Origin of the sequence: Delftia sp. WY8 (assembly GCF_018437695.1) — a bacterium.
Lineage (GTDB): Bacteria > Pseudomonadota > Gammaproteobacteria > Burkholderiales > Burkholderiaceae_C > Comamonas > Comamonas tsuruhatensis.
This window is the reverse complement of sequence record NZ_CP049795.1, coordinates 924,114-946,068: the sequence shown is the minus strand read 5'-3', so window position 1 is coordinate 946,068 and position 21,955 is coordinate 924,114. Positions and strand designations below refer to the sequence as shown.

The 21,955-nt window shown below is 69.8% G+C and carries 19 protein-coding genes; 7 read left to right on the top strand and 12 right to left on the bottom strand.

All coding sequences use genetic code 11. The features are described from left to right. Window positions 1-55: 55 nt before the first annotated feature. Window positions 56-1,813 (bottom strand): M14 family metallopeptidase, encoded by a 1,758-nt coding sequence (locus tag G4D77_RS04155; RefSeq protein WP_016449926.1) that lies wholly within the window; start codon window positions 1,811-1,813, stop codon window positions 56-58. A gap of 239 nt (window positions 1,814-2,052) precedes the next feature. Further along, window positions 2,053-3,846: a DEAD/DEAH box helicase gene (locus G4D77_RS04150; protein WP_016449925.1), complete on the bottom strand. Its 1,794-nt coding sequence runs from the start codon at window positions 3,844-3,846 to the stop codon at window positions 2,053-2,055. 267 nt (window positions 3,847-4,113) lie between these two features. On the opposite strand from G4D77_RS04150, the gene ettA reads away from it, so the two are divergent. The 3 genes from ettA to G4D77_RS04135 all read left to right on the top strand — a co-directional run bounded on the left by ettA (window position 4,114) and on the right by G4D77_RS04135 (window position 9,761). Continuing rightward, window positions 4,114-5,775 (top strand): energy-dependent translational throttle protein EttA, encoded by a 1,662-nt coding sequence (gene ettA, locus G4D77_RS04145; protein ID WP_154834684.1) that lies wholly within the window; start codon window positions 4,114-4,116, stop codon window positions 5,773-5,775. 60 nt (window positions 5,776-5,835) lie between these two features. Then, the gene (locus G4D77_RS04140; protein ID WP_154834683.1) at window positions 5,836-8,445 is read left to right on the top strand and encodes a DUF1631 family protein; all 2,610 of its coding nucleotides are present in this window, start codon (window positions 5,836-5,838) and stop codon (window positions 8,443-8,445) included. A gap of 170 nt (window positions 8,446-8,615) precedes the next feature. Beyond that, the gene (locus G4D77_RS04135; RefSeq protein WP_026062174.1) at window positions 8,616-9,761 is read left to right on the top strand and encodes an FAD-dependent monooxygenase; all 1,146 of its coding nucleotides are present in this window, start codon (window positions 8,616-8,618) and stop codon (window positions 9,759-9,761) included. A gap of 6 nt (window positions 9,762-9,767) precedes the next feature. On the opposite strand, the gene G4D77_RS04130 is transcribed toward G4D77_RS04135, so the two are convergent. The 10 genes from G4D77_RS04130 to G4D77_RS04085 form a co-directional block, all read right to left on the bottom strand. Next, window positions 9,768-10,778: a P1 family peptidase gene (locus tag G4D77_RS04130; RefSeq protein WP_154834682.1), complete on the bottom strand. Its 1,011-nt coding sequence runs from the start codon at window positions 10,776-10,778 to the stop codon at window positions 9,768-9,770. A gap of 66 nt (window positions 10,779-10,844) precedes the next feature. Beyond that, window positions 10,845-11,237 (bottom strand): copper-binding protein, encoded by a 393-nt coding sequence (locus G4D77_RS04125; RefSeq protein ID WP_016452437.1) that lies wholly within the window; start codon window positions 11,235-11,237, stop codon window positions 10,845-10,847. A gap of 15 nt (window positions 11,238-11,252) precedes the next feature. Further along, entirely contained in the window at window positions 11,253-11,762 is a 510-nt protein-coding gene (locus tag G4D77_RS04120; RefSeq protein WP_154834681.1) for a DUF411 domain-containing protein, read from the bottom strand. Between the two features lie 34 nt (window positions 11,763-11,796). Continuing rightward, window positions 11,797-12,288 carry a cupredoxin domain-containing protein gene (locus G4D77_RS04115; RefSeq protein ID WP_016449918.1) on the bottom strand — a complete coding sequence of 164 codons (492 nt, stop codon included), beginning with the start codon at window positions 12,286-12,288 and terminating at the stop codon, window positions 11,797-11,799. Between the two features lie 20 nt (window positions 12,289-12,308). Next, a complete protein-coding gene (locus G4D77_RS04110; protein WP_154834680.1) occupies window positions 12,309-13,691 on the bottom strand; it encodes a multicopper oxidase family protein in 1,383 nt (460 codons plus the stop codon). A gap of 1 nt (window position 13,692) precedes the next feature. Next, window positions 13,693-15,141, bottom strand: a complete 1,449-nt coding sequence (locus tag G4D77_RS04105; RefSeq protein ID WP_213757904.1) for a TolC family protein — start codon at window positions 15,139-15,141, stop codon at window positions 13,693-13,695. Beyond that, window positions 15,138-15,506, bottom strand: coding sequence for a hypothetical protein (locus G4D77_RS04100; protein WP_154834678.1), 369 nt, complete (start codon window positions 15,504-15,506; stop codon window positions 15,138-15,140). The genes G4D77_RS04105 and G4D77_RS04100 overlap by 4 nt, the downstream gene beginning before the upstream one ends. A gap of 121 nt (window positions 15,507-15,627) precedes the next feature. After that, window positions 15,628-16,086 carry a hypothetical protein gene (locus G4D77_RS04095; RefSeq protein WP_227740790.1) on the bottom strand — a complete coding sequence of 153 codons (459 nt, stop codon included), beginning with the start codon at window positions 16,084-16,086 and terminating at the stop codon, window positions 15,628-15,630. Between the two features lie 48 nt (window positions 16,087-16,134). Continuing rightward, entirely contained in the window at window positions 16,135-16,521 is a 387-nt protein-coding gene (locus G4D77_RS04090) for a DUF3703 domain-containing protein (RefSeq protein WP_154834676.1), read from the bottom strand. Next, complete coding sequence (locus G4D77_RS04085; RefSeq protein WP_154834675.1) at window positions 16,518-18,722, bottom strand: heavy metal translocating P-type ATPase; 2,205 nt, start codon at window positions 18,720-18,722, stop codon at window positions 16,518-16,520. Before G4D77_RS04085 ends, G4D77_RS04090 begins: the two co-directional genes overlap by 4 nt. 39 nt (window positions 18,723-18,761) lie before the next feature. Here G4D77_RS04085 and G4D77_RS04080 point away from each other — a divergent pair, with 39 nt between their 5' ends. The 4 genes from G4D77_RS04080 (at window position 18,762) to G4D77_RS04065 (ending at window position 21,915) form a co-directional block, all read left to right on the top strand. Beyond that, on the top strand, window positions 18,762-19,226 hold the full coding sequence (locus G4D77_RS04080) for a Cd(II)/Pb(II)-responsive transcriptional regulator (protein WP_154834674.1): 465 nt from the start codon (window positions 18,762-18,764) through the stop codon (window positions 19,224-19,226). 72 nt (window positions 19,227-19,298) lie between these two features. Further along, window positions 19,299-20,102: an MlaE family ABC transporter permease gene (locus G4D77_RS04075; protein WP_012204765.1), complete on the top strand. Its 804-nt coding sequence runs from the start codon at window positions 19,299-19,301 to the stop codon at window positions 20,100-20,102. A 65-nt stretch (window positions 20,103-20,167) separates the two neighbouring features. After that, complete coding sequence (locus G4D77_RS04070; RefSeq protein WP_213757903.1) at window positions 20,168-21,160, top strand: MlaD family protein; 993 nt, start codon at window positions 20,168-20,170, stop codon at window positions 21,158-21,160. Next, a complete protein-coding gene (locus G4D77_RS04065; protein ID WP_154834673.1) occupies window positions 21,157-21,915 on the top strand; it encodes a hypothetical protein in 759 nt (252 codons plus the stop codon). Before G4D77_RS04070 ends, G4D77_RS04065 begins: the two co-directional genes overlap by 4 nt. Window positions 21,916-21,955: the final 40 nt, after the last annotated feature.

Sequence of the window (21,955 nt, the reverse complement as noted above, 5' to 3'; positions counted from 1 at the left end):
TACCCGCAATGGGCGGGCGCTCAGGGCTTGGCGGCGTGCCCTGGCGCCCTTGCCGTCATTCGGCGTCTTCTTCTTCCTCGAACACCACCGAAGGGGGGGCCATCACGCGCGCCATGTCGCTCAGCGTGGGCACCAGGCCGCGTGCGAGGTAGCTGTAGGGCGTGTCGGGCTCCAGCGCCGCAGCGGCAATATTGGCCATGGGCTGGTTCATCGACAGGTAGTAGCTGCCCACGGGTGCTTCGACGGCGCCGCGCGTGAGCGCATAGGCGCCGCTGGCGGGCGTGGCCGAGCGGGCCTCGTTGTACGAGTCGGCCAGCAGCTGGCCGGGCTCGGCCACCTTGAGCACTTGCAGGCCCAGCAGGCGCAGCCTGTCCACGGCGGTCTGGGCGCTGGCGGACAGCCAGTAGCCGCAGGAGCGCGGGCGCGACAGCGTGGTGCGGGCCTGCAGGGAGGCGTTCCAGTCCACGCGCACCTGCTGGTCGGCACCCGTGTCGGGCTGGATCATGGTGAGCGTGCGCTGCTCGGGCGTCTGCTCGGCCTGGACGGCCAGTTGCTGGTGGCAGGCGAGAGAGGCGGTCTCGCGCGCCACGAAGGCCTGCACCTGGGTGAGGTCCTTGGCGCGCTCGGCGCTCGAATGCAGCATGCGTGTGGCGGCGGTGACCAGGGTGTGCACGCGCCGCTGGATGTGGGCGCGGCCCAGGTCCGAGCCACGGCTGCTGACCAGATAGCCCACCGAGTTCTTGAGTCCGCTGATGTTGCGCAGCGAATCTGGCGCCAGGCTGCCCATGGAGATGGACTTGTCCTGCAGGTCCTGGCTGGTGGTGTAGTACCAGTCGCTGCTCAGGCCGGCCTGCGACAGCGCGGTGCGCAGCGGTGCCGTGTACCACTCGCGCGCAGCCTTGGTCACGAATTCATTCTGGTTGGCCGTGGCCGAATACTGCAGCAGGGCGTCGTAGCGCTGTATGGCCTGGTACTTCTGCAGGAAGATGCTGGCGGCCGGGAATTCCTGCAGGTCCACCACGGCGACGGGGCGGTAGTCGCGTGCCAGCGTGGCCAGGGCCTTGGCCTCCGGCGTGTTCAGGAGCAGGTGGTCATGGGCGATGTCGGTGCCATCGGCTGCATTGCGCGTGCCGGCTTCCACGGCATCGGGGTTGGCGCGCGGGACCAGGATCACGTTGATCTGCTGCAGCAGCGGCTCCAGCAGGCCGCCGGGAGCGAGTTCGCGGGCAATGATGAGCAATGCCTCGGTCCCTGCAGGCTCGTCGCCATGCTGGCCGGCCACGAGCATGACCGTGGGGCGGCGGCTGTCATACAGCGCCGACGGCTGGATGCCGGGAGCGCGCGTGGCCACCAGGGCCTGGATGGGGCTGCCGCGCTGCGAGCTGCCGGGCTGCACGATTCCCAGGCGCGTGTCGCGGCCCAGAGATTTGCTGGCCTGGCTGTTCAGCCAGGAAGACAGTTCGCTGGCCGTGGTGAACTGGTTGCGCTGCGGCGCCAGGCCGGGCGTGTCATAGCGCGTGGCCGGGTCGGGGAAGCGCGCCGCCACGGCCGCGTTGTAGGGCAGGGGGACGAGGTTGTTGGCCGGTGCGATCGGCTGCGTGGTCGCCTGGGGCACCACGGGTATTTCCGGGGCCGGGCGGGTGGGCGTGGCCACCTGGGGCTTGGAGGACGTGGGCCAGGGCGGCAGCGGCGTGCTGGAGCAGGCGGCCAGCAGGGCGGTGCATGCCAGGGCCGACCACCGCAGCCGGCCCTGTGGCAGCTCCGGATCGGGGCGCTGGCTGGAGGGTATGGCGGGTGGAGTCAGCAGTGTCATGGCGTGGCCTTGAGGAACCAGTCGTGGGGAATCTTGGGGAATCCGGGAAAAGGGGTGCGGCCTTCAGTCGCCGCAGGCCGCAATGCTATCGGGATGATAGCCATGCAGGCTTGCGGCGCGCTGTCGGCTGAAGGCGCAATCTGTGCAATGCAAAAGGGCTGCAGCCCCGGGGAGATGCAGCCCTTTGGGCTGGTGCAATGCCCGGCATGCCGCCTGGCACGCCGGGTATTCAGTGCAGGTCAGCGACCGTAGCCGCCGCGCGAGGAGCCGCCACGGCCACCGCCGCCGAAGCCACCACCGCCGCCGCCACCGCGGTTGAAGCCACCGCCGCCGCGGCGGCCGCGTTCGGCCATGGTGTCCACGCTGGTGCGCATCGGGTCGGGTTGACCGCCACCGGCGCCGCCGCGCGGTCCGCTGCTGCGTGCATGGCCGAGCTGCGTGCCCAGGTGGGCATCAGCGCGCGGGGGCTGGTCGTCGAAGCGACGGCCACCGCCGCCTTCGCCGTCAGGACGCGGGCCGCGACGGGGGGCGTTCTGGGGACCTGCCTTGGGGCGGTGAGCAGCGCCGGAGCCGTTGCCCGGACCGTCGAAGCGGTCGCGGCGCGGCTTGTTGTTGGCGCCTGCGCCGGCGTGGTTGCGGCCACGGCCCTGGCCGCCTGCGCTGCCTTCGGAGCGGCCTTCGTCCGAGCCTGCCTTGGGTGCTGCCTGGCCACGGCCGCCTGCACGACCGCCGCGGTCGGGCTGGGCAGCCTTGTTGGTGCGGATGCGGTCCATCATTTCCTGGCGCGCAGCCTTGGCGGCGGCCTGCATGACGTCACGGCTGGGCGGCTTGCCCGCGCCGCCCCAGATGGTCTGGCGGCCCATGGCGATGGGTTCGGCCACTTCGCCTTCTTCCGGGCCGAAGCCTTCGAGCACCTGCACGGGGATTTCCTGCTTGGTGAAGCGCTCGATGTCCATCATGAAGCCTTCTTCGTCCATGCACACGAGGCTGACGGCATGGCCTTCGCGCCCGGCACGGCCCGTGCGGCCGATGCGGTGCACGTAGTCTTCGGAGACGTTGGGGATTTCGTAGTTCACGACGTGCGGCAGCTCATCGATGTCGATGCCGCGTGCAGCGATGTCGGTGGCCACCAGTGCGCGCAGCTCGCCGGTCTTGAAGCCGGCCAGTGCCTGGGTGCGTGCGCTCTGGCTCTTGTTGCCGTGCAGCGCCATGGCGCTGATGTTGTTCTTGGTCAGGAATTCGGCAACGTTGTTGGCGCCGAACTTTGTGCGCGTGAACACCAGAACCTGGCTCCAGTTGTTCTCGTTGATGATGTGCAGCAGCACCTGCTTTTTCTTGCCGCGGCCCACGGGGTGGATCACCTGGGTGATGCGCTGCACGGTGGTGTTGCTCGGCGTGACCTGGATGGACTGCGGATTGCGCAGCAGGCCGTTGGCCAGGTCGCGGATCTCGTCGCTGAAGGTGGCCGAGAACAGCAGGCTTTGCTTTTCCTTGGGCACCAGGGCCAGCACCTTCTTGACGTCGTGGATGAAGCCCATGTCCAGCATGCGGTCGGCTTCGTCGAGCACCAGGACTTCGACGGTGGACAGGTCCATGAAGCCTTGCTGCTGCAGATCCAGCAGGCGGCCCGGCGTGGCGACCAGGATGTCCACGCCCTTCTTGATGCGGTCGATCTGGGGCTTCATGCCCACGCCGCCGAAGATGACGGTGGAGTTGATGTCCAGGTACTTCGCGTAGCTGCGCACCGATTCCTCGACCTGCGCTGCGAGTTCACGCGTGGGCGTCAGCACCAGGGCGCGGATGCCCTTGCCGCCGAACTTGTTGCGCGGCACCTGGCCTTGCGAGAGGCGGTGCAGCATGGGCAGGGTGAAGGCCGCGGTCTTGCCGGTGCCGGTCTGGGCGCCTGCCAGCAGGTCGTGGCCGGCGAGCACCGCCGGAATGGCCTGTGCCTGGATGGGAGTCGGGTTCTCGTAACCCTCCTCAAGCACGGCCTTCAGAATGGCGGGAGCCAGATTCAGTTCTTCAAATGTCATGTGATCAAAGATGCGCCCGTCCGGGGCGCTGGGTATCAGCCTGCCGAGGCAACCAGGGCGGTTGCCGGACCAGTCGTAGGCGGATGAGGTTCAATGTCGGGAGCCTGGAAAACAGCGTCCATCGTCCCCAGCTGGAATGCTGATGTCACGGGCAACTGGAACCCGCAACGCAGGGTATTGTCGCATGCGCCGATAATCACGGCTGGCGTGCAACCGATTTGTTGCCCGGTTTTTGCAGAAATCAACGATTCAAGTACTCGGACCAGAATGGCTCAATACGTTTTTTCGATGAACCACCTCACCAAGACCGTGCCGCCCAAGCGGCAGATCTTGAAGGATATCTCTCTCAGCTTTTTCCCGGGCGCCAAGATCGGCGTGCTGGGTCTGAACGGCTCTGGCAAGTCCTCGCTGCTCAAGATCATGGCCGGGGTGGACAAGGAATTCGAAGGCGAGGCGCTGCCCATGCAGGGCCTGTCCATCGGCTATCTGCCGCAGGAGCCTCAGCTCAATCCAGAGCACACGGTGCGCCAGGCCGTGGAAGAGGCCATGGCCGAAGTCAACGCGGCCCGCGCGCGCCTCGATGAAATCTACGCCGCCTACGCCGAGCCCGACGCCGACTTCGACGCGCTGGCCGCCGAGCAAGGCGAGCTCGAAGCCAAGATCGCCGCTGCCGGCACCGACTCCGAGCACCAACTGGAGATCGCTGCCGACGCCCTGCGCCTGCCGGCCTGGGATGCCGTGATCGGCAAGCTGTCCGGTGGCGAAAAGCGCCGCGTGGCCCTGTGCAAGCTGCTGCTGTCCAAGCCCGACATGCTGCTGCTGGACGAACCCACCAACCACTTGGACGCCGAGTCCGTGGAATGGCTGGAGCAGTTCCTGCACCGCTTCACCGGCACCGTGGTGGCCATCACCCACGATCGCTACTTCCTGGACAACGCTGCCGAGTGGATCCTGGAACTGGACCGTGGCCACGGCATTCCCTACAAGGGCAACTATTCCGAATGGCTGTTCCAGAAGCAAAGCCGCCTGGAGTCCGAGCAAAAGGGCGAGGAAGCCCGTGCCAAGGCCCTGAAGAAGGAACTGGAGTGGGTTCGCCAGAACGCCAAGGGCCGCCAGACCAAGTCCAAGGCCCGTATCGCGCGCTTCGAGGAGCTGAGCGATTTCGAATACCAAAAGCGCAACGAAACCCAGGAAATCTTCATTCCTGTGGCCGAGCGTCTGGGCACCCAGGTCATCGAGTTCAACAACGTCACCAAGAGCTTTGGCGACCGCGTGCTCATCGACAACCTGACCATGAACATCCCCGCTGGCGCCATCGTCGGCATCATCGGCCCCAACGGTGCCGGCAAGTCCACGCTGTTCAAGCTGATCGCGGGGCGCGAGCAGGCCGATTCCGGCGAAGTCATCGTGGGCCAGACGGTCAAGATGGCCTATGTGGAGCAGACGCGTGACGCGCTGGCCAACGACAAGACGGTGTGGGAAGACATCTCGGGCGGGCTGGACATCATCAACGTCGGCAAGTTCCAGATGGCCTCGCGCGCCTACGCAGGCCGCTTCAACTTCAACGGACAGGACCAGCAAAAGAAGGTCGGCAACCTCTCCGGCGGCGAGCGCGGCCGCTTGCACCTGGCCAAGACGCTGATCCAGGGCGGCAACGTGCTGCTGCTGGACGAACCCTCCAACGACCTGGACGTGGAAACCCTGCGCGCGCTGGAAGATGCGCTGCTGGAGTACGCGGGCACGGTGCTGGTGATCTCCCACGATCGCTGGTTCCTCGACCGCATCGCCACGCACATCCTGGCCGCCGAAGGCGATTCGCAGTGGGTGTATTTCGACGGCAACTACCAGGAGTACGAAGCCGATAAGAAAAAGCGTCTGGGCGAAGAAGGTGCCAAGCCCAAGCGCATGCGCTACAAGGCACTGAAGTAAGCATCAAAGGCAAGCCTCAAAGCGCCTCCGGCACGGGCTGGAGCCTGTATTCTTCGGGCCATGAATCCTCCACCCGTTTCTGTTGCCGCGTTGCAGGCCTGCCTGGTGCAGGCTGTCCGCGGCTCGGAGGCGCTGATCCTGCGGCTGCTGCAGCGCACGGCTCATGCCATGGAGCAGGCCGAGCTGCCTGGCTCCGGCCTGCCGCGCCGCGCTGAAATCCCCGAGGCGCTGGAATTGCTGGCCCGCCACCGGGCCGCCATGCTCAAGGGCTATGGGCTGGCGCTGCTGGAATGCTTTGGCCAATCCGGTGGCGCTGCCGCCTGGCCGCCGGTGCCGGGCATCTCCGGTGCGTCCGGTGTGCCCGGCACTACCGATTTCGCCTCCCTCTCCCTGCTGGATGACTCCGTGCTGCAGTCGCAGCTGGCCCACCAGCGCCTGCTGCAGCATGTGGCGCCGCAGGTGGAGATCGCACTGGCCGAGCTCGATGCCCTGGTCAGCGCCATCCAGGGCCTGGACCGTGTCCAGCCCGAACGCAACCCGCTCAGGCCCCACAACTATGTGCAGGCGCTGCAGCGCGTGATCGACGACACCGGGGTCGAGCCCGAATGCGCCGCCTGCTGGCTGGGCTTCATGCGCGAGCATCTGGGCGCATTGCTGGTATCCGAGTACGGCCATGTGGCCCAGTCCCTGCGCGACCAGGGCGTGCAGCCTGCCGCCTATGGCGTGGCACCGCCGCCCGAGCCGGGCCGGCGCCAGACCGACATGCCGGGGCCGAACCGCTGGCGTGCGCCTTCACACTATGGCGATGCCGTGGCACAGAGCCGCGCCTACGGCGCCTTCGGCCAGCAGGCGCAGGAAGATGAGCTGACGCGGCGCCTGGTGGCCGCCCTGCTGTCCGACCCCCGCTGGATGGATTCACACCGCGAGGCGCCCGCTGCGGCGCCTTCTTCCATGCTGGCCCAACCATCCGCCTATTCCGTGCCCGGGCAGTTTGCGCCGGCCATGGACGGCGCAAGCCGGCTGCAGACCACCGCCTGGCAGGGCAGCGAGACGGCACCCACCGTGCTGGCGGCGCTGCCCGAAGGCTGGACCTCGCTGAGCTGCATGGCGCTGGAGTCCGTGCAGCACCACTCGGCCCAGCTGGAGCAGCTGATGCAGGCCCTGCAGCCGCAGGAGCCGCAGGAGCCTCTCCCGGGCGCGCGCGCCGACGACGGCGCGGCGCTGCATACGCTGCAGCGCATGATGCGCTTCATGGCCGCCGACACGCGCCTGCTGCCTTCCGTGCAGCGCACGGTGGGCCGGCTGGAGCCGCTGCTGCAGCAGCTGGTGGTCCAGGACACGCGCTTTTTCGAGGACCGCAATCACCCTGCGCGCCAGTTGCTCGACGAGCTGACGGCGCGCAGCCTGTGGTTCGACAGTGAATCCGCACCGGGCTATGGCCAGTTCCTGCAGGTGGCCGATTCCGCTGCCATGCGGCTGGCGGCCCTGCAGCGCGCCGATGCATCGGCCTTTGCCACGGTGCTGCAGCAGCTGCGTGACGGTTGGGGCGGCAGCGGCATGCAGCCTGTGGGCCCGAGCGAAGCGCCTGAAGATGGCACGGTGACCGGCCCCGTCTCGGCCGCGCTCCGGCGCGTGGAAGGGCGGCGTGCGGACCCGCGCTGGCCGGAAACCGCCATGCCCCGGGCCGAGCAGATCGCAGCCGCCATCCGGCGCCTGCCCAGTGCCCAGGGCGTACCCGATGACATCCTGGAATTCGCCACGGGGCCGTGGGCCCAGGTGATTGCCAGCGTCCAGGAGCCTGTGGACGGCAGCGAGGCCCGCGACCCCGGCGGCTACCTCGCCCTGGTGCCCAGCCTGCTGTGGAGCGTGTCCGCACACGCCGGCCGCGATACCGACCGGCTGGTGGCGCTGGCGCCGCGCCTGCAGGCCCGGCTGCGCGCCGGCCTGCGCAGCGTGGGGCGCACGGAGGAGGAGATCCAGGCCTTTGCCGCGCGCCTGGCCGGCCTGCACCAGGATGCGCTGGATGCGGGTGTGGTCCGCCAGCCCATAGAGAGCGTGGATATTTATCTGGACTCCGTGCCGCCCACCGTCTATGGGTCGGACTCGGTGCTGGCGTCCCTGCCTTCCCGGTTCGATGCTGCCGGGCCCGGCCAGGCCAGGCCCGTCCAGGCAAGGCCCGGCTCCTCGGCAGCGCGCCTGCCACAGTCGTTGTTCGGCGTGGCGGCCTCCATGCCGGTGCCGCTGGATGTGCCGCAGCCCATGGCGAACGATATGGCGCACGAGATGGCCACCCTGACCGAGCAGGATCTGGAGCTGCCCGAGGCGCTGCAGGACGAGCTGCCTGCCCCCCCGGCCGTTGCGGCGTCGCCGACCAGGATGCCCGGCGAGCCTGCCGGGCCCCAGGTGACGCCGCATGCGACATCCGTGGCACCTGCACCTGAACCTGTGGCACCCGTGGCACCCGTGGCGCCCGTGGTCTCCGAGGACTGGGCGCTGGGCACCTGGGTGGAGCTGTCCAATGCCCGGCAGAGCATCCGCACCCAGCTGACCTGGGTCAGCCCGCAGCAGACGCTGTTCCTGTTCACGGCCACCGATGGCAGCACCCAGTCCATGACGCGCCGCATGCGCGACAAGCTGCTGGCGCAAGGGCAGCTGCGGCGCGTGGACTGAGGCGCCTGCCGGACATGCGCCGGCGCCGATGGGGACGAATCGTGCCCAATTCGGGCGTTGCGGAGGTTGAGGTTTGAGGCGCGTCAAAAAGACAATGTCCTGCATCGATGCGCCCCGGATCATGGGGCGCATCACCACCGAATAGACCCCACCAGCAGGAGACAGGAACCATGGCGCGTTTGAGGATAGGCATCGTCGGAGCAGGCATTGGCGGATTGGCGGCAGCCAATGCGCTGCACCAGGCAGGGCATGAAGTATTGGTGTTCGAGCAAAGCCGGCAGTTCCTGCGCGTGGGCGCGGACATCAACCTCACGCCCAATGCCGTGCGCGCCCTCGATGGCCTGGGCGCCGACATTGCCGCCGCCGTGCGCGCCAGCGCCGCACGGCCCACGCACCGCATCAGCCGCAACTGGGACACGGGCGAGGAAACCTCGCGCCTGACCATGGGTGACGAGGCCGAGCGCAAATACGGCGCACCCCAGCTCACCATCCACCGCGCGGACCTGCTGGCGGCCCTGGCCGATGCCTTTCCGCTGGACCAGGTGCAGTTGGGCAAGCGCGCCAGCCAGATCACGCAGACGGGGCAAGGCGTGGACATCGCCTTCACCGATGGCAGCGAAGTGGCCGGGCTGGACGCACTCATTGGCGCGGACGGCATCCACTCCGTGGTGCGCGCGGCCCTGTTTGGCGCCGAAAGCCCGCGCTTCACGGGCGTGGTGGCCTTCCGCGCGGTGGTGCCTACCGAGCGCGTGCGCCATGTGCCCGACATCCAGGCCTTCACCAAATGGTGGGGTGCCACGCCGCAAAGCCAGATCGTGACCTTTCCGCTGAATCAGGGGCGCGATACCTTCATCTTTGCCACCACGGCCCAGGAATCGTGGCATGAGGAATCCTGGACCACGCCGGGCAGCGTCGAGGAGTTGCGCGGCTTCTATGCCGATTTCCATCCTGACGCGCGGGCGCTGCTCGACGCCTGCGACACGGTGCTCAAGACCGCGCTGTACGAGCGCGATCCCCTGCCGGCCTGGTCGCAGGACCGCATCACGCTGCTGGGCGATGCCTGCCACCCGATGATGCCCTTCATGGCCCAGGGTGCGGGCATGGCCATCGAGGATGCCGTGGTGCTGGCGCGCAACCTGGACGCTGCGCAGGGATCGCAGCAGGTGCCCGCTGCCCTGGCGCGCTACCAGGCCATGCGCATGCAGCGCACCAGCGAGATCCAGATCGGCTCGCGCGGCAACAACTGGCTGCGCGCCGGTGGCAATGCCGATGGCGTCTACGGCTACGACGCCTGGGCGGTGGCACTGCAGGCCTGAACCCGGTCAGGGCCGGCAGGCGGCCAGCTCCCTGGCACAGGGCAGCTCCAGCCCTTCGGCCGTGGTCAGCGACTGCGCGGCCAGCACGGCGCGCACCGTGGCCAGGGCCACGGCCTCGGCGGCCATGGCGGACAGGGTCAGCATGCCCAGCGAGTGCTCGGCCAGGCCCGTGCCCAGGGCGAACAGGGTGTCGCCATCGCTCATGGTGTGCACGGGTCGTATGGCGCGTGCCAGGCCGTCATGGGCCACCACGGCCAGGCGCTGGGCCTGGGCCTTGGTGATGCGTGCATCGGTGGCAACCACGCCGATGGTGGTGTTGGTGCCTGCCAGCAGCGGCCGGGGCTCTTCGCCGCGCAGCAAGGCACGGCAGGTGTCGTGCAGCTGGCGGCCATCGGGGCTGCGCGCGCCGGCCAGCAGGGCGCCGCTGTGGGGGTCGACCACATCGCCCACGGCATTGCAGGCGATCAGCGCGCCCACGGTGACGCCGCGCACGGTCAGCGAGGCCGTGCCGATGCCGCCCTTCATGGCGCGATCCATGCCGAAGACCTTGCCCACGCAGGCGCCCATGCCGGCGCCCACATTGCCCTCGGCAGGCCGCGCGGCGCTGGCGGCCTGGCAGGCCGCATGGCCGGCATCGGCACCCGGGCGGATGCGGCTGTCGCCCACCGCCAGGTCGAACAGCACGGCGGCCGGCACGATGGGCACGCGGCCCACGCCCACATCCAGCCCTATTCCCTGCTCATCGAGCCAGCGCATGGCGCCGCTGGCCGCGTCCAGACCCCAGGCGCTGCCGCCCGACAGCATGACGGCATGCACCTGCTGCACCAGGTTGGAGGGATGCAGCAGGTCGGTCTCGCGCGTGCCGGGGGCGGCGCCACGCACATCGCAGCCCCCCACGGCACCGCCGCGCGCCAGCACGACGGTGCAGCCCGTGGGCCGGCGGGCATCGGTGTGGTGGCCTACCTCGATGCCCTGTACGCGGGTGATGGAGCCGGGGTCTGAGTCGGTGCTTGGCATGCGCTGCTCTGCTCTGTGATGGACAGGCCTTCACCTTAGCCGAAACGGCAGCCCTGCACCCGGTCTTCAGCGCAGCACTTCCAGCTGCGTGACCACGAAGGCGCCCTGGTCCTGCTCGGCGCGAAAGCGCACCTTGTCGCCGGCCTTGAGGGCGGGCTCGGGTGCTGCCACGCGCAGCTGGAAGACCATGGTCATGGGCGGCATGCCCAGGTTCTTGAGTTCGCCGTGGCGCAGCGTGACCTTGCTGGTGCGTGCATCCCAGCGCGTGACCTCGCCTTCGCTGAGGTCCTGGCTGGCGGCGGCGGGTGCGGTTTCGGCAGATTGCGCGCCATGCGCCGCATGGTCGTGGGCCGTGGCCTGGGCACAGGCCCAGGCCGGGATCAGCGCGGCGGCAAGTGCCAGGCGCACGGCAAGGGCGGTACGGGACGTACGGGAAACAAGGAGGACTGTGTTGTGCATGGTGTGCTCCGGGGTTCAGCGGTAGCTGGTGAAGGTGCGGGTGGAAACGTCGCTGTTCATGAGGTTCTTGGTGATGAGCAGCACCTCGTAGGGGTCCTTGCGGCCGCCGTACTCGGGGCCGTCCATGCCGGGGCTGCCCACGGGCATGCCGGGCACGGCAATGCCCACCGCCTTGGGCTTTTGCATGAGCAGCTTGTGCACGTCGGCCGCAGGCACATGGCCTTCGAGCGCATAGCCTTCTACCAGGGCCGTGTGGCAGGAGCCCAGGCGCGCCGGAATGCCCAGCCTGGCGCGCACGGCGCTGTTGCCGGTGTCGTGCACGGTGACGGCAAAGCCGTTGTGCTCCATGTGCACCACCCAGTCCTGGCAGCAGCCGCAGTTGGGGTCCTTCCAGACCTCGACCGGGATGCGGGCCGTGGGTGCAGCCGCCCACAGCGAAGGGGCGGCGAATGCCGTGCAGGCCAGGGCCATGCGGCGCAGCGCACTGCGGCGCGGGTGGGCGGATGCCATGCGTTCATGTTTCATGGGGTGCTCCTGAAGGGGGGAAGATGTGGCGCGCTCATTGCGTCACGGTGATGGTTCCGCGCATGCCGGCCTGGTAGTGGCCGGGGATGAGGCAGGCAAAGTCGAAGCTGCCTTCGCGGTTGAAATTCCAGACCAGGTCGCCGGATTGGCCGGGCGAGACATGGGCCATGTAGGGCTCGCCGTGCTCCATGGTGGGGAACTTGAGCATCATCTGCGCGTGCTCGTCCAGCGAGGCCGGCGTGCCCAGCACGATCTCGTGCATGACCTGGCCCTTGTTGGCCACGCGCAGGCGCACCGTCTCGCCGCGCCTGACGCTGATGCGCTCTGGTGTGAAGCGCATGTTGTCGCTCATGTCCAGGGTGATGGTGCGCCGGGCGGCCGAGGCATCGCCGGCGATGCCCCAGGGCTTTTGCTCCTTGACCGCGGCGGCCTTGGGAGCGTCATCGTGGGCCCCGCTGCCATGGGCGAAGACGGCAGCGGGGCCGGCGAGCAGTGCGGTGGCGAGGAGGAGGGCAAAGGTGTTCATAAGGTGGTCCTTGGATGGCATCAGTGGTGCTCATGGCCCGCACCGGGCTTGCGCACGCTGGGTGCGCCGGGGGACTGGCCGGGCGTGGTATGGCGCGGTGCGGAGGCCTCGGCCGCCGGCCCCTTCCATTCATAGGCCACGCTGCCCTTGGGGTGGTTGAACCAGCCCGGGTCGCCGTAGTCGTTGGCGCCCAGCTGCTCGCGCACCTTGAGGGTGGTGAACATGCCGCCCATCTCGAGGGGGCCGAAGGGGCCCGTGCCCGTCATCATCGGGAAGGTGTTGTCGGGCAGCGGCATCTCCATGGCGGCCATGTCGCCCATGCCGCGCTCGCCCATGACCATGTAGTCGGGCACGATCTTCTGGATCTTGCCGACCAGGCCCCGGTGGTCCACGCCGATCATGGTCGGCGTGTCGTGGCCCATGGCGCCCATGGTGTGGTGGCTCTTGTGGCAGTGCAGGGCCCAGTCGCCCAGCTCGTCGGCGATGAACTCCACCTGCCGCATCTGGCCCACGGCCACGTCCGTGGTCACCTCGGGCCAGCGTGCGGACCGGGGCACGGGGCCGCCGTCCGTGCCCGTGACCTCGAATTCGTGGCCATGCACGTGGATGGGGTGGTTGGTCATGGTCAGGTTGCCCACGCGCAGGCGCACGCGGTCGCCGCGCCGGGCGACGACGGGGCTGATGGCGGGGAACACCCGGCTGTTGAAGGTCCAGATGTTGAAGTCCGTCATCTCGGCCACGCGTGGGGTCATGGAGCCGGGCTCCACGTCGTAGGCCGACAGCAGGAAGGCGTAGTCGCGCTGGACCTCGGCGATCTGCGGGTGCGCGGCCTTCGGGTGCGTGATCCACAGGCCCATCATTCCCATGGCCATCTGCACCATCTCGTCGGCATGCGGGTGGTACATGAAGGTGCCGGGCCGGCGCGCCGTGAACTCGTAGACAAAGGTCTTGCCGGGCGGGATGTGCGGCTGGGTCAGGCCGCCCACGCCGTCCATGCCGTTGGGCAGGCGCTGGCCGTGCCAGTGCACGGTGGTGTGCTCGGGCAGGCGGTTGGTCACGAAGATGCGGACCTGGTCGCCTTCCACCACCTCGATGGTGGGGCCGGGGCTCTGGCCGTTGTAGCCCCACATGTTGACGAAGAAGCCCGGCGCCACCTCGCGCACCACGGGCTCGGCCACCAGGTGGAATTCCTTGACGCCTGCGTTCATGCGCCAGGGGGTGGTCCAGCCGTTGAGCGTGACCACGGGGCGGTAGGGGCGGCCGTTGGGCGGGGCCAGCGGGGCGGCGGTTTCGGCCGAGGACTGGGTCGCTGCCTCGGGCAGGGCGGCCAGGGCCACGCGGCTGACGGCGGCGCTGGAGACGGCGGCCACGGCCGCGCCGGTGAAGAAGTTGCGGCGGTTCATGTCAGTGGCTCGCTGTGTTCGTAGGAGTGGGTGCGGCGGCGCTGGATGCGGCCTCGACCGTGCCTGGCGAGGTTCCGGCCAGAGCCAGCTGCAGGTCGGTCTCTGCCAGCCAGAAGTCGCGCTGCGCATCGGTGGCGGTGGCCACGGCCTGGGCGCTGCTGCGGGCCTCGGCCAGCAATTGCCAGACGCTGACGAACATGCCGTTGTAGCGAAGCATGGTTTCGTCCTGGATGAAGCGGCGCAGCGGCAGCACCTCGGCCTGCTGCTGGTGGGCCAGGTCCCAGGCCGTGCGGTAGCGCATCCAGCTGCTGCGCGCCTCGGCGCGCGCCTGGATGGCGCCTTGCTGCAGCTGGGCCGCGCTGCGCTGCAGCTCGGCGCGCGCGCGGCCGCTGGCGGCGCCGCCCCAGTCGAACAGCGGCAGGGGCAGGTCGATCTCCCAGCCGCGTGTCACATCGCTGTGGCCGGTGGCCCGGTCCGTGGCGGTGTTGCGGCTGTAGCCCAGGCCGATGTCGCCGAAGATGGCGCCGGCGCGCGCCCAGCCCCGGCGCTCGCCCAGATGGTCCAGGTCGCGGCGCAGGGCGCGCAGGTCCAGGCGCTCGCGCAGCGCGGTGGCCTCGGCATCGTCCCCGGCGCGCAACTGCGTGGCGGCCTGCGGGATGGCGGGCAACTGGTCGGGCAGCTTGAAATCGATGCGCCGTCCCCACAGGCCCATCAGGCGGGCCAGTTGCTCATGCTCGGCCGTGGCGGCCAGGCGCGCACGCGCCAGCTGGGCTGCGGTGTCCTGCTGGATACTGAGCTCGCGCGCCTGCTGCAGCCGGCTGAAGTTGCCCACGCGGGCCATGCGCCGCGCCAGCTCGGCACCGGCCTCGGCCGCCTCGTGCATGCGCTCGCTGGACGCCAGCTGCTGGCGTGCGGCCACGGCGCGCAGCCAAGCGCGGCGCGTGTCGGCGGCCAGCCGCAGCACGTCCTGCGCGGCGGTCAGGGTGGCCTGTTCCATCTGCATGCCCTGCCAGCGGCTGCGCCAGGGCAGGGTGATCAGGCTGACCAGGCCGAAGCTCAGCTGGCGCTCGATCTCGCGCTCGTCGCTGTTGACCATGCGGCCCAGGGTCAGCGTGGGGTTGGGCAGTGTCAGGGCCTGCACGCGGTCTGCATCCTGCACGCCCAGTTGTGCCAGGCGCGCCTGCAGGCCGGGGTTGTTGAGCAGTGCGATGCGCACGGACTGGTCCATGTCCAGCGGCTGGCGCAGCCACTCGTCGATGCGCTGCTGCGCCGCGTCGCGGGCCTGCAGATCGGTTGGCGGCAGTTCGGCGCCGTCCGGCAGGCGGCTGGCGGTATGGGACTGGACCGCGCCGCGCAGGCCGTCGGGCGAGATGCTGGCGCAGCCGGCCAGGGCCAGCACGGCAGCCATGGCGCCGACCAGCCGGGTGGGGGCGAAGACGGTGCGCTTCATGGCCGGCCTCCGTGCTGCATGTGAGAGCCGTGCGGGGACGGCGCAGGCGTGGATCGGCCGGCCTGGGCCGCCTCCCAGCGCAGGATGTCCACATGGCCGTTGGGAAACTCGGCCACGGCGGCGTTGGCCTGGCGCCAGTCGGTCAGTTCGGTTTCCACGGCGCCGCTGGGCGGCAGGGCCGCATGGCGCAGGGGCAGGCTGGCGGCTGCCGGATCGATGGCGCCGGTCAGGCCTGCGGAGGAAGAGGCCGGGGGGAGGCTGCCGTCATGGGCTTGGGCCCAGGCCGCGGGGCTGGAGGTGGCAAGGGCCGCCAGCCCGAAATGGATGAGGGGGATGAGGGGGGCGAGAAAATGCGCTCGGCGCATGGTGATCTCCTGAATGCGTAACGGGTGACGCATCCGCAGCCAAGCGCCCTGCCATGCCCGAGAACGGGCTGCCCATGGACGGGCGGCAGGGATGGCGCGGACGCACTTCGGGCGTCAGGCTTCAGGAAATGGGTGGCTTGATGGCCTGCAGCTTGGCCGCGCTGGCAAAGCGCGTGCTGCCTTGGGGGCGCAGTGCGGCGGACGGCGCAGCGCCGTCCGAACCGATCTGGCCAGGGGTGAAAAGGGCCGAATGGCAGATGCCGCACAGGGTGCAGCTGGGCCCATGTTCATGTTCGCCGCAGCTGCCGCCCGCAGGGCTGCCGGCCTGGGAGGAGCAGTCTGCACTGTGCTCGGCGTGCGACGTATGCGAGGGGTGAGAGGGCTGCTCCGTGGCGTGTGCCGGATGCCGTTCATGGCTGTCCGGCGTCTGCGCTATCTCCGGCGCATGGTGGTGGAGTGCGGAGTCCGACGCCAATGCGACGGCCGGAGCCGGGACGCCCATCACCGGAGCCGCCCCCATGGCCATGGCATCGCCCAGCAGGCCACGCAGGACCAGCAGCAAGACCAGGACAATGGACAAGGGGCGACGCATAGGCATGGATGATACCGGACGGTGCCACGAAGTTCCTCAGGTGCGGGCCCTCTGCCCGGGCGGGCGGCGCGTGGTGCGCAGTGCCTCGGCGATCAGCGCCGATATGGCGGGTGGCATGTCCATGGGCAGGGTGGCCGGCACCGTGGTGCGGCCGGTGTTGCCGCGCGGCAGCCGGTCCAGCAGATGGCCTGCGGGCACCAGGGCCAGGCGCAGCAGCTGGCCGGCGACCTCCCTGCCGTCGCGCATCTGCAGCGCGTGGCGCAGCATCCAGCAGTGGGATCGCCAGTGCAGGCCCAGCAGCTGCTGGCCCAGCACATGGCTGGCCTCCAGCAGCAGCCAGCGCTGTGCGGGCGCCTGGTCCTGGCTTGAACGGAAGCTGTGCAGCAGGTGGGTGAAGGCGGCACGGCGCTGGGCGTCGGTCATGCCGCCTCCCTGTCGCTGCCCCAGCGGCGCAGCCGCAGGCCGTTGCCGACCACCAGCAGGCTCACGCCCATGTCGGCGAGCACAGCCAGCCACATGCTGGCGTTGCCGGCCAGGGCCAGCGCGAAGAACACCAGCTTGACGCCCAACGACAGGGCGATGTTCTGCCAGAGCACGGCGTGGGCGCTGCGTGACAGCTCCACCACCTCGGGCAGGCGGCGCAGGTCGTCGTTCATCAGCACCACGTCGGCGGTTTCCATGGCCATGCCCGTGCTGTGCATGCCGCCCATGGCAAAGCCGATGTCGGCCTGGGCCAGGGCCGGCGCGTCGTTGATGCCGTCGCCCGTCATGGCGGTGGGGCCTCGTGTGCGTTGCAGCTCGGCCAGTGCGTCGAGCTTGTCCTGGGGCAGCAGGCCGCCGCGCGCATCCTGGATGCCGGCTTCGGCAGCGATGGAGCGCACGGTGGCCGTGTTGTCGCCGCTGAGCACCACGGGCTGCACGCCCAGGGCCTGCAGGCGTGCCACGGCCTCGCGGGCCTGGGGCCGCAACGGGTCGGCCACGGTGAACAGGGCCCGCACGCCGCTGCTGTCGGCCAGCAGGGTCACGGTGCGGCCCTGGGCCTCATGGGTGGCCAGGCTGGCACGAAGCGCGGCGCTGTCCCAGCCTTGCTCCTGCACCCAGCGCAGGTTGGCCAGGGTCCAGAGCTGGCCGTCGATCTCGGCCTGCACGCCACGGCCGGGCAGGGCCAGCAGCTTGCTGACCGAGGCCCGCGCGGCATCGGCGGCCACGGCGGCATCAGCCTGGAGGCCGGAAGCAATGGCGCGCGAGACCGGGTGGTCCGAGCGGCCGGCCAGGGCCAGGGCGCGCGCGGCGGGCAGGGCGGGGCCAGGGGCGGCGTCCCGGGCTGCATCCTCTTCGCTCCAGGACTTCCATTCGACCAGCTTCGGGCTGCCCGTGGTCAGCGTGCCGGTCTTGTCCAGGGCAATGGCGCGCAGCTTGCGCGCCGATTCCAGCGCCTGGCCGCCCTTGATCAGCAGGCCGCGGCGTGCAGCCGCCGTCAGCGCGCTGACCACGGTGACGGGGGTGGACAGCACCAGGGCGCAGGGGCAGGAGATGACCAGCAGGGCCAGAGCCTGGTAGGCCGCGTCATGCCAGCTCCAGTCCATGACCAGCGGTGCCAGAACCGCCAGCGCAATGGCCAGCACCAGCACGATGGGCGTGTAGACGGCGGCAAAGCGGTCGACAAAGCGCTGGGTGGGCGCCTTGGAGGCCTGGGCCTGCTCCACGGCATGGACGATGCGCGCAATCAGGCTGTCATTGGCCGCCGAGGTGACGCGCATCTGCAGCTCGCCATCCTGGTTGATGCTGCCGGCGTAGAGCTCGTCGCCCGGGGCCTTGTCGGCCAGAGCGCTTTCTCCGGTGATGGGGGCCTGGTTGACCGAGCTTTGGCCTCGCAGGACCACGCCGTCCAGCGGCACGCGCGCGCCGGGGGCCACGCGCACGGTGGCGTCCAGCGCCACGTCGGCGGCGGCCACGCGCTGCACGCTGCCATCGGGCTGGAGCACGTCGGCCGTCTCGGGCGCCATCTGCAGCAGGCTGCGGATGGCATTGCGCGCGCGGTCCATGGCCTGGTCCTCGATGCGCTCTGCCGCGGCGTACAGGGCCATGACCATGGCGGCCTCGGGCCACTGGCCGATGGCGAAGGCACCCGTGACGGCAATGGCCATCAGCGCGTGGATGCCCAGCTTCAGGCGCAGCACGTCGCGGATGCCGGCCTTGTAGACGCCCAGGCCCGACAGGGCAATGGCCAGCACGGCCACGGCCATGCCGCCGTATTGCAGGGCCGGCACGCCGCCCTGAGAGCCGCTGAGCCAGTGGGCGGCTTCGGCCAGCACGGCTGCAATCAGCGCGGCCGTGATGCGCGGCCAGCCGGGCAGCACGCTGTGGTCGTGGCCGGCATGGGGATCGCTCTCGTCGTGACCGTGGTCGTGATTGTGGTCGTGATCGTGGCCATGGCCCTCGCCGTGCGCATGCGAGTGGCCATGGGCCTTCTTGCGGGCCGGCGTGGGCTGGGTGATGGTGAAGGGCGCGCAGCAATCGGTGCCGCAGGCGGAAGACGGCGAAGTCGAGGCGGGCGTGGAATGGGCTGGGAAGGCTTTCAGGGCCTCGTTGCCCTGAGGGCTTGGCAGGCGATTGGAGTTCATGCGAGCATTGGAAACGGTGAAGTCACTTCAAGGTCAAGCATGTCACAGCATGAATCTGCGCGCTGGCGCATCGGCGAGGCGGCCAAGCGTTCCGGCGTGGCCGCCGCCAACATCCGCTACTACGAGAAGGAAAGGCTGCTGAGCGCGGGCGTGCGCGAGGACAACCAGTACCGGCTGTACAGCGACAGCGATGTGCACCGGCTGCGCTTCATCCGCCTGTGCCGCGCCATGGACATGTCGCTGGACGAGGTGCGCACCCTGCTGGCGCTGGACGGCGCCAGCAAGGCCGACTGCGTGGCCGCCAACGAAACCCTGGATGCCCACCTGGGCCATGTGCGCGAGCGCCTGGCCGAGCTGCGCGCGCTGGAGCATGAGCTGATGCAGCTGCGCAGCCAGTGCGACGGGTCGGCCAGCTACTGCCATCTGATCGAGGCCCTGCACGCCCAGGCCGACGAACCGCTGACACCCGCCCTGGGCAGTACCGGCGCCAAGCGCCATGTGTAGCGCCGTCCGCAGCTGCCTGTCTTGCGCCGGCGTCCGACGGACCGTCCCGGTACGGCTCGCTATCATCGACCGATGAGCCTCAGCCACGCAGCCCTGTCCCTTCCCGACCGCATCTGGGCGGCGCTGCGCGACCATGCGCTGGCCTGGTGGCGCAGCGTCTACCTGGGCGCCGTGCTGCTGGTGCTGGCCATGTCCCCTTCCAGCTACCGGCGCGGCGCGCGGCGTGCCATGGCGCACCAGATCTATGTGCAGACCGGGCCCATCCTGCTGGGATTCACGGCGCTGGCGGCGCTGTTGTGCGCGGTGATCACGCGCATCGTCATCGTCACGGCGCTGAGCTATGGGCTGTCGCGCTATGCGCTGGAGATGGTGGTGCGCGTGCTGGTGATCGAGCTGATCCCGCTGACGGCCGCGCTGTTCGTGGCCATGCGCTGCACCATTCCCAACGGCACGCTGATTGCGCAGCTGCGCGCGCGGGGCCAGCTCCAGGCCTGGCAGGAGCGCGGCTCCGACCCGCTGCGCATGGCCCTGGTGCCGCGCGCGGCCGGTGGCGTGTTTGCCTCGGTCACGCTGGCCGTGCTCAGCTGCGTGGTGGCCCTGGTCACCGTCTACCTGAGCGTCTATGGCTTCACGCTGGCGGGCCTGCCCGGCTACACGCGCATCTTCGGCCAGATCTTCACGCCGGCCGTGACCCTGGTCTTCGTGCTCAAGACCTGGTTCTTCAGCCTCACCGTGGCCATCATGCCCATGGCCTCGGGCCTGTATGCGCCGCTGCGGCGCCACCGGCTCGGCGGCGCGGCGCTGGGCGGCTTTGCGCGCATGTTTGCCGTGCTGCTGGTGATCGAGGTGATCTCGCTCATGGGCAACTATTACTGAGCACGCCCGCTGAACTCCACGAACCCCACATGCACGGCAAGGCCCGTGCCAGAACAAGGAATGCCATGACCGATACGCGGCGCACGCCGCCAGACCCCTGGGACGGCGAGGAAATCGAGGCCCTCAAGCCCGTGGCGCACCTGCGCGCCAAGGCCGCGGGCCTGCTGCTGTTCACGCTGGTGCTGATTCTTGGATCGGCCCTGTACCTGCTGTACTCGCGCGGCGTGTTCGACGCCACGCAGCGCCTGGTGCTCACGGCCGACGACTCCGAGGGCGTGAGCGTGGGCATGAACATGACCTTCTCGGGCTTTCCGATCGGGCGCGTGCGCCGCATCGAGCTGGCCGAGGACGGCAATGTGCGCATCCTCATCGACGTGCCGCGCAAGGACGCGCACTGGCTGCGCGAGTCCAGCGTCTTCACCCTGGTCAAGGGGCTGGTGGGTGGCACCACCATCAAGGCCTACAGCGGCATCCTCAGCGATCCGCCGCTGCCCGACGAGGCCGTGCGCCCCGTGCTGCGCGGCGATGCCACGGCCGAGCTGCCGCAGATCATGTCCACGGCCAAGGAAGTGCTGGGCAACATCGCCCAGCTCACCGCGCCGGACTCGGCCCTGGGCGGGTCGCTGACCGAGCTGCGCGGCCTGGCCGGCCGGGCCCAGGGGCCGGGCGGCGTGCTGGGCGTGGTCATGGGCAGCGAGCAGGAGGCGCGCAAGGTGACGGCCCTGCTGGACCGCGCCAACGCCACGCTGGCCCGCATGGAGCGCATGGTGGCGCGGGCCGACAGCCAGGTGTTCGACGCCGGCGGCGTCATGCCCGAGGTGCGTTCCACCGTGGTGCAGCTCAACGGCCTGCTGGCCGACACGCGCCGCACGCTGGGCAAGGTGGACGCCGTGCTGGCCGAGGCCCAGGCCGTGGGCTCCAATGCGCGCGAGGCCACGGCCGACCTGGGCGCCCTGCGCGCCGAGGTCGAGGGCAACCTGCGCCGCCTCGAAGGCGTGCTGGCCGACCTGCAGCGCAAGTGGCCGTTTGCCCATCAACCGGAGTTGAAGCTGCCATGAGTGCTGCCGCCAAGAAACTTTCTGCCGCAACCCTCCTGGCGCGCCATGCCGCCGCCGGCGCCGTGCTGACCGTGGTGCTGGCCGGCTGCAGCAGCCGCCCGCCCGCACCGGACTGGGCGCTGAATGCCGAATCTGCGTCCCAGCGCGCCTCCACCGCCTACCTGGAAGGCCGCCAGCGCGTGCAGGCCCTGGAATGGGACAAGGCCCGCGCCGAGGTGGCCGCCACGGGCCGCACCGACCTGGCCGCGCGTCTGGAGCTGATGCGCTGCGCGGCCCAGGTGGCCAGTCTCGAATGGGACGACTGCCCCGGCTACCAGGCGCTGGCGCTTGACGCGGCGCCGGCGGAGGCCGCCTATGCGCGCTATTTGCAAGGCAGGCCCCGGCCCGAAGACATTGCGCTATTGCCGGAACTACAGCGCCCCGTGGCGCAGGCGCTGCTGGGTGCGCCTGCCTCGGCGCTGGCCGCCGTGAGCGCCATCAAGGAGCCGCTGCCCCGGCTGGTGGCGGCCGGCGCGGCCTTGCGGGCGGGGGCGGCACAGCCGCAGTTGCTGGAGCTGGGTGCCGAGACCGCCTCGGCCCAGGGCTGGCGCCGTGCGGTGATGGCGTGGCTGCTGCTGCAGGCCAGGGCCCATGATCAGGCGGGCGAGGTGGACAAGGCCCAGGCCGTCAGGCGCAGGCTGGCGCTGCTGGAGAAGACGGCCAGCGGTGGGGGCGCATCGGCAGGTACATCAACCGGCACATCGGCCGGCAAATGAAAACAGCGCCAGTCCGAAAGGGATGGCGCTGAGCAGGCAT